General features: G+C 66.0%; 2 protein-coding genes and 1 pseudogene. 1 reads left to right on the top strand and 2 read right to left on the bottom strand.

The genetic code is table 11. The features are described from left to right. Nucleotides 1-47: 47 nt before the first annotated feature. The gene (locus VF794_RS32910) at nucleotides 48-236 is read right to left on the bottom strand and encodes a class I lanthipeptide (RefSeq protein ID WP_331117075.1); all 189 of its coding nucleotides are present in this window, start codon (nucleotides 234-236) and stop codon (nucleotides 48-50) included. Between the two features lie 293 nt (nucleotides 237-529). Between VF794_RS32910 and VF794_RS32905 the strand changes: the two genes are divergently transcribed. After that, on the top strand, nucleotides 530-2,416 hold the full coding sequence (locus tag VF794_RS32905) for an FG-GAP-like repeat-containing protein (protein ID WP_331117074.1): 1,887 nt from the start codon (nucleotides 530-532) through the stop codon (nucleotides 2,414-2,416). A 6-nt stretch (nucleotides 2,417-2,422) separates the two neighbouring features. Here the strand turns inward: VF794_RS32905 and VF794_RS32900 are convergent. Next, nucleotides 2,423-3,537: pseudogene (locus tag VF794_RS32900) on the bottom strand (kinesin); the annotation flags it as partial.

The raw sequence follows: 3,537 nt of genomic DNA, 5'->3' as shown, positions 1-3,537 counted from the left end.
GCCGCTCTCTCTACACGGCGCGAGTCACCGCATCACCGGATGGTCGCCTACTTACAGACGTTGCCGACGATGACCAACGAGTTGCAGTCCTTGCAGCTCACGTTGATGCACCCAGAGTTGGCCCCGCTGATCGTGACGACGATCGTCTTCCCCCGGCCACCAGCGACCTGATCCAGGCTCTCATCGGAGAGGTTCCGGATGGTCTCCTTGTTCAGCCGAAGCTTCCTCTCGTTCATGGTCCTGCCTCCTGTTGGGTGATGCCGCCGGAATTGGCGGCACAAAGGATTTAGGCCGCGTGGCCATGACAGCCCATCGCGCTCAAGGCTGACCAAGCATCGAGAATAGTCAAATCACATCTCATCAAAATCATGCCAGTCACAGTCGCTGTAATTATAAAGCAACACTGGCACGACATGGATTGTCTATTCTTCCCTGACAGGGTTTGTCCATGCAAGTCTTTATTACCCTGGCACCAGCCCCCCCGGGGTCGGATGCGGCACGAGGTCCCGATGGGCATTTCCCTGCACTCATGAGAGAGACCCATTCGCCTTCACGCACCTACCGACGCTGGCCCCTGCTGGTGCTGCTCTCGTCCCTGGCCTGTAGCCCAACGGAACAGTCAGATGATGACCCTCGACACCTGGGGGATGGCGAATCACTTGGCCAGACGCGGGGCGAGGTCGTCTACGGAACGGACAACCGGCAGGACGTGTACGCGCACCCGGACGCCACGTTGAGGGCGCGTGCGCAGCAGTCCACCGTGGCGGTGATGATGTTGACGGCGCTCGACACCACGGACCCCAACAACGTCACCTTCAATGCCCCGACGCTGGGAAGGCGCTTCAGCCTCTGCCCCACGGAACGCTTCCGGGAAGACCCCACGGCGGCCTTCTGCTCCGGCACGCTCATCGACGACGACGTGGTGCTCACCGCGGGCCACTGCATCTCTTCCTCGGCGGACTGCGCCGACATGCGCTTCGTCTTCAACTACTACCAGACCGCGGCGGGCACGCTCCAACCGGTCACCACCGCGGACGTCTTCACCTGCACCTCCATCGTGTCCCGCAAGCAGGGCTCGGTGGACTACTCCCTGGTGCGTCTGGATCGGCCGGCCACGCCGCGGTTCACTCCCGCTCCGGTGAAGACGGGCAACACCGCCCTGGCCAGCGGGCAGAACGTGGCCGTCATCGGCTGTGGCAGCGGCATACCGTACAAGGTGGATTCGGGCGGCTCGGTGCGAGACCCGCGCGCGGGCACGCTGGACTACTTCGTGGCCACGACGGACACCTTCGGCGGCAACTCGGGCTCGGGCGTCTACGAGACGAGTGGCTACACGGTGGCGGGCATCCTGGTGCGCGGGGATACGGACTACGTCAACACCGGCACCTGCAACGTGGTGAACACGTGCCCCGAGACGGGCTGCCGCGGCGAGGACATCACCTACGTCTACTCGGCGATTGGTGGCTTCTGCCGCTCCACGAACAATGCCAGTGCCAGGCTGTGTGGGAACAAGAGCGCGGACTTCAACAAGGACGGGAGCCTCGACGTCCTGTGGCAGAACCGCACCGCCGACAAGAGCGCCATCTGGTTCATGAAGGATGGCGCCCAGCTGTCACAGGTGGAGCTCCAGGGCACCTCCGACGTGAACTGGCAGCCGGTGGCGACAGGAGACTTCGACAGCGACGGCAACCTGGACGTCCTGCGGCATCATCGCACCCGAGGCCAGCTCGCCCTCTGGCTGCTGCGGGATGGCAGCCGGGTCTCGGAGGTCGTGCTTCAGGGCTATCCCGACGTGAACTGGCAGCCGGTGACGGCGGGGGACTTCGACGGCGACGGCGAACTGGACGTCCTGTGGCACCACCACACCCAGGGCCAGCTCGCCTTCTGGTTCCTGCGCGCGGGCACCCTGCTCTCCAGCGTGGTCCTCCAGGGCTTCAACGACGTGAACTGGCGGCCCGTGACAGCGGCGGACTTCAATGGTGACGGGGACCTGGACGTCCTGTGGCACCACCGGACGAACGGCAAGGTCGCCCTCTGGTTCATGCGCGCGGGCACCCGGCTCTCGGACGTGGTGATTCGAGGCTATTCCGATGTGAACTGGCAGCCCGTGACGGCGGCGGATTTCAATCGCGACGGGAGCCTGGACATTTTGTGGCACCACCGTACCCAGGGCCAGCTCGCCCTCTGGTTCATGCACGAGGGCACCGTGCTCTCGACTGGGGTGCTTCAGGGCCTCCCCGATGTGAACTGGCGCCCGATCTCGGTAGGGGACCTCAATCGCGACGGAGATCAGGACATCTTGTGGCACCACCGCACCCAGGGCCGGCTCGCCCTCTGGTTCATGCGCGGTGGCACCCGACTCTCGGAAGTGGTGCTCCAGGGCTTCGCGGACACGAACTGGTACGTCGTCAGGTAGAACGCCTCAGGGACCCGGTGGTGCGGGCGGCGGGAGCAGGGAGTCGCACGTGCTCCCGGCCAACCACTGGTGCCCGCAGGCCGCGCGGACGAGCGGCTCGCGGAACTGCCACAGCACGATGAAGAGGATGAACAGCACGAGGCCCAGCCGCGGGCCCCACGAGGGCCGCTCATCCTGGTCATCCTCGCGTACCGTCTCGATCACCGAGCGCAACACGTCGGTCCGGTCCACCTTCGCGCTCTTCGGCCGCCTCGGCCGGCGGGTGATGAGGGAGGCCAGCTTCGGCGTGAGCCCCAACCGGTCGTTGAGCGCCCAGCCCGACCCTTCCAGCAACAGCGCCAGGTTGCGCTTGCGCAGCTTGAGCCACCCCAGCAGGCCCGAGGGCACCATGACGCCGGTGGCGATGAGGCTCGCCGCGGTGATGATATCCACCAGCGTGAGCGACTTGGCCTGCGTCACGATGAAGGCCAGCGACGAGCCAATGGCCGCGACCGTGAGTCCCACCGCGGCGATGAAACCGGCCGGTCCCGCGACCTGACCCACGGGCACGGCAGCCCCGGGAGTCCCCGGAGCGGGCACGGCCGGTACTGGCACCACCTTCTCCAGCTGCGCGTCGAGCGACTTCTCGCCAGCCGCCGACAGCCCTTCGATCTTCGAGGTGATGAAATGACCAATCCGCGCGAACGGCATCAGCATCGCCTCCCACAACGAGACGGGCTGGCGGACGACCTGCGTCACCACGGCGTCGAACTCGCGGCCCTCCACGTCGTAGAACACGCCCCGCTTGCCCACCGCGAGGTGCCCGCTCCGGCCCCCCGTGACGGGCACGGCCACCTCGTAGTGCTCGCCGCCCTCCTTCGCCATCACCTGCACGTAGAGGGTGCAGGTGGTGCCCTGGTTCGTCAGCGCGAGGTGCGCGGCGTGGTTCGTCACCAGCACCGCCAGCCTGTACCGGAGCCCCCCGAGGATGAGCGTCCCCCTCTCCACCAGCGCGCGCCGCTTCGTCTGGTAGAGGTCCGGCATGCTGATGAAGTTGTTGGCGAACGTCAGCAGCCAGCGCTGGTAGAGGATCAGCCGCTCCAGCTCGACCACCGCGTCCAGCTTGTCCTTCAGCGCCAGAT

The organism is Archangium sp. (genome assembly GCF_036389735.1).
Taxonomy (GTDB): Bacteria; Myxococcota; Myxococcia; order Myxococcales; family Myxococcaceae; genus Archangium.
Note: the sequence above shows the minus strand (reverse complement) of the source record. Positions and strands in the feature narration are given on the sequence as shown.